This window comes from Cupriavidus sp. 8B, assembly GCF_054589115.1.
Map to the genome: position 1 here is coordinate 3,698 of NZ_BAAILO010000064.1, position 3,581 is coordinate 7,278.

General features: G+C 59.6%; 3 protein-coding genes and 2 pseudogenes. 3 read left to right on the plus strand and 2 right to left on the minus strand.

The window, feature by feature from the left end:
- Positions 1-669: pseudogene (locus tag ACYP5B_RS06275) on the minus strand (SDR family NAD(P)-dependent oxidoreductase); the annotation flags it as partial.
- Between the two features lie 94 nt (positions 670-763).
- Here ACYP5B_RS06275 and ACYP5B_RS06280 point away from each other — a divergent pair.
- Positions 764-1,120, plus strand: a pseudogene (locus tag ACYP5B_RS06280) (LysR family transcriptional regulator); the annotation flags it as partial.
- Between the two features lie 454 nt (positions 1,121-1,574).
- On the opposite strand, the gene ACYP5B_RS06285 reads toward ACYP5B_RS06280, so the two are convergent.
- The gene (locus ACYP5B_RS06285) at positions 1,575-1,706 is read right to left on the minus strand and encodes a hypothetical protein (protein ID WP_400103813.1); all 132 of its coding nucleotides are present in this window, start codon (positions 1,704-1,706) and stop codon (positions 1,575-1,577) included.
- 462 nt (positions 1,707-2,168) lie between these two features.
- On the opposite strand from ACYP5B_RS06285, the gene ACYP5B_RS06290 reads away from it, so the two are divergent.
- A complete protein-coding gene (locus tag ACYP5B_RS06290) occupies positions 2,169-2,900 on the plus strand; it encodes a MotA/TolQ/ExbB proton channel family protein (protein ID WP_318238015.1) in 732 nt (243 codons plus the stop codon).
- Between the two features lie 26 nt (positions 2,901-2,926).
- A complete protein-coding gene (locus ACYP5B_RS06295; RefSeq protein WP_459568984.1) occupies positions 2,927-3,292 on the plus strand; it encodes a hypothetical protein in 366 nt (121 codons plus the stop codon).
- Positions 3,293-3,581: the final 289 nt, after the last annotated feature.

The following is a 3,581-nucleotide window of genomic DNA, read 5'->3' on the forward strand; positions in this document are numbered from 1 at the left end:
TGCGACGTCGTCGGGATCACCGATGCGACCAAGTGGGACGGTCGAGGCCATGTAGTCGAGCAGACCTTGCTGCTGTGCGGCATCGGGGCCGGCCAGGTCAACTAGGCCGGGCGTCTTGATCGGGCCCGGGCTGATGACGTTCACACGGATGCCGCGAGACTTCAAGTCGAGCGTCCAGCTTCGGGCAAAGTTGCGCACCGCGGCCTTCGAGGCGCTATAGACGCTGAACGCTGGTGTGCCTTTGATGCTGACGTTGGAAGCGGTAAGGATCACTGAGGCACCGTCGACCAGCAGCGGCAGTGCCTTTTGCACCGTGAAGAGCACGCCCTTCACGTTGCGACCGAACGTGTCGTCATACTGCTCTTCGGTGATTCATCCCAAAGGCAGCATTGAGCCGCCACCAGCATTGACGAACAACACATCGATACGACCTGCCTCTGTATTCACTCTCTCGTAAAGGCGATTGAGATCGCTGAGATTGGCGGAGTCCGCCTGGATGCCAGTGGCCCTCGGCCCGATCGCGGCAACGGCTGCATCGAGCTCGACCAGACGACGGCCGGTAACGAAGACCTGCGCGCCTTCAGTTGCGAAACGCTTGGCGGTGGCGAGGCCGATACCGGTCGTACCGCCGGTGACGACAGCTATTTTTCCTTCGAGTCTGCGTACCATGATCTATCTCTCCTGAGTGGGATGAGACAAATCTACGGCGGCATGCTATTTTTCGAAATAGAAATGAATGAAAACCATCGTTGCAGGATTGTCGATGTCAAAGCTGCCGGATTTCGAAGGGCTCGCGATGTTCGCGAAGGTCGCCGAGGAAGGTTCGTTCGCTGCGGCGGCCACGGCCTTGGGTGTCTCGGTCGCTACGGTCTCTCGGGCCGTTACCCGCCTTGAAGAGCGGCTGGGAGGCCGACTGTTCAACCGTACCTCCCGACGACTTGCACTCACAGACTATAGCCACACGCTCGCTGAACGAGCGGCGAAAATCTACGCCGACGCCGAGGAGGCCGAGGATTTCGCCCGTGAGACCTCAAGCCGACCGCGTGGTCTTGTCAAGCTCGCCGCGCCGCTCGCTTTTGGCGCCCGCTGGGTCGCCCCGCTGCTGCCCGAATTCTTCCGGACCTAATGATTGGTGGGGTGTTGCAGAGAGCAGTCGACCATGGCGCTAACTCCTTGATGGATTCCCTAGTCCGGATCCGGGGGACGCGGTTGCTAGGTGGAAGGAGAGGAAAGCTTGTCAGTCGGCAACCCGCTAAATAAAACGTAGAAGCTAGTCTTACCGCGTGCAAGCGGACAAGAGTGCCGTGTAGACTACTCCCTGTCCTCGTTGGTGTTCGCGAATGTCCTGGAATCCTGCATCTATGATGCATGTGACTGCTCGGCGCCATCTTGGACGCTAGCGAGTGTCGCTGGATGCATACAAAATGGCTAGCGCGGTATTGGATCTTGCGAATCTTGCGAAGAGCGTTGTTAGGTGGCAAACTCGCAACACTGTTGCAAAAAGCGCTTTGACGCGTCTTGAGCGTCTACCGTCATTGCTGCAGCCCTCGATGTCGCGACGCTCGCTTGCCCTCCTACTCAGCCTCCTCCTGCTCCTCGGCCAGGCCTGTGGCGCTATTCACGCGTTGTCGCATATTCATGTGCATCTGCAGGGCAATCCGTGCGCGGCGCCCGCCGACACCGATCAGTGCGTGCCGGACTATCATGTCTGTCTGCAATGCTTGGCTTTTGCCGCTGCCGCGGTGGCGATGCCTTCGCTGGGCTTCTGGCTGCTGATTGCCTGTGCTAGGCGCTGGCACTACCCGCTGTTCGCCGCGCGGTACATAGCCCCCATAATTTCGCTACGGCCCCGTAGCCGTGGCCCCCCTCTGTCTGGCGGATCGTTCGCGTAGTGCATTGGTGCGGGCACAGAGGTCCCCGCGCGACACTTCCACGCCATCAGAGGTATTGCAATGCCCCATTTCCCGTTTCGAGCCATCGCGGCCGGAGCCGCGTCGGCGCGCCTCGATACGGCAGCGTATCAATGCCGCGCAGGCCATGCGCTGCAAGCCCGATTGGAGAACGGCCGTGCCGTGGCAGACCCGCACAGCAGCCGATCAGCTTCGAGTTGAACTGATTGCCGAATTCCTTCTGTAACTTCCGAACACTGACATTCTCCAGGAGCCGTCATGCAGGACCTCGGACTTCCCCACCTCTGGGCGCAAGGCGATTTCGTCATTCGCGCGACCGCCATCATTCTACTGATCATGTCGGTGCTGTCATGGATCGTGATTATCACCAAGGCTTGGGATCTGCTTCGTTTGCGGAAGATGGCAAATGGTGCGGAGAAGCGCTTCTGGCACTCAGAGGATTTCGATCACGCACTCGACACACTTGGCGCCAACGATGCCAACCCGTTTCGCACGCTGGCCATCACCGGCCGCGAAGCCGCGCAGCACCATCGCGCAAGCCAGACGCAACTGCGCGATGCCCTCGACATCTCCGACTGGCTGACCCGCTCGCTCAAGAGCGCAATTGACGAGGCCGTGGCACGCATGCAGTCGGGCCTGGCGGTGCTGGCTTCGGTGGGTTCGACGGCTCCGTTCGTCGGCCTGTTCGGCACCGTGTGGGGCATCTATCACGCTCTGATCAGCATCGGCGCCTCGGGCATACCGACGATCGACAAGGTGGCCGGCCCCGTGGGCGAAGCACTGATTATGACCGCTTTCGGTCTGGCCGTGGCCATCCCGGCCGTGCTTGGCTACAACGCGCTGAGCCGCGGCAACAAGGGCGTCATCAGCAAGCTCAACCGCTTTGCGCACGACCTGCACACCTACTTCGTGACTGGCACCCACGTGCGCCCCACCACTCCGGGTACTCGCGCCAACGATACGTCGGTGCACCTGGCCGTCAAGAACTGAGCGTCAGCTTTGAGGAAGGAAACATCATGGCAACGCTGCTCGAAGTCATGCTGATGCTGCTGATCATCTTTGTCATCACGATTCCCGTCATCAAGCACACAGTGAAGATCGGTCTCCCTCGTGCGAGCAATCAACCGCGAAACAGTAGTCGATCTCTGAATTGGACTGAAGTGTTCAATCAAGAGACTCCGAGCAGTTCCGCCGGTGGCGGGCTGGTCGGCTCTTCACGACCCAATGCAGCCCTTCGAACTCGCCCGCAGACAATGGCAGATCGCAAGCTAAAACAGTCGTTTCCTCAACGTGGTTTGTGGGAAGCTAATCGGGCCGCTTCTGCTGCGACGTTGGTGTTACCCGAAGAACCTGCGGGCATCGGCACCCAAATTGCGCGCTGAGCGACGTGCCCTGCCCATCCGATTTGGGAAACTGACTTTGACGGCGCCACGTTAACTAACGATGAACGCTGCGTCCTGTCCCAATGGGATTGTCAGGCTGCCGGGTCAAATCCAGAATGAGCCAACGATGCAAGGATGGTGAAGAGATTCAGGAGACCCGATGAGCACTCGGCATTTGGTATGCGCTGGTTATGCAGCACGCTCCGGCACTATCTGAACCCATTTTCCGTATCCCACCACGCGCTCATCAAGCTTGAAGCCGCTGGAGCGAGACGGGCTTTTGAAAGAC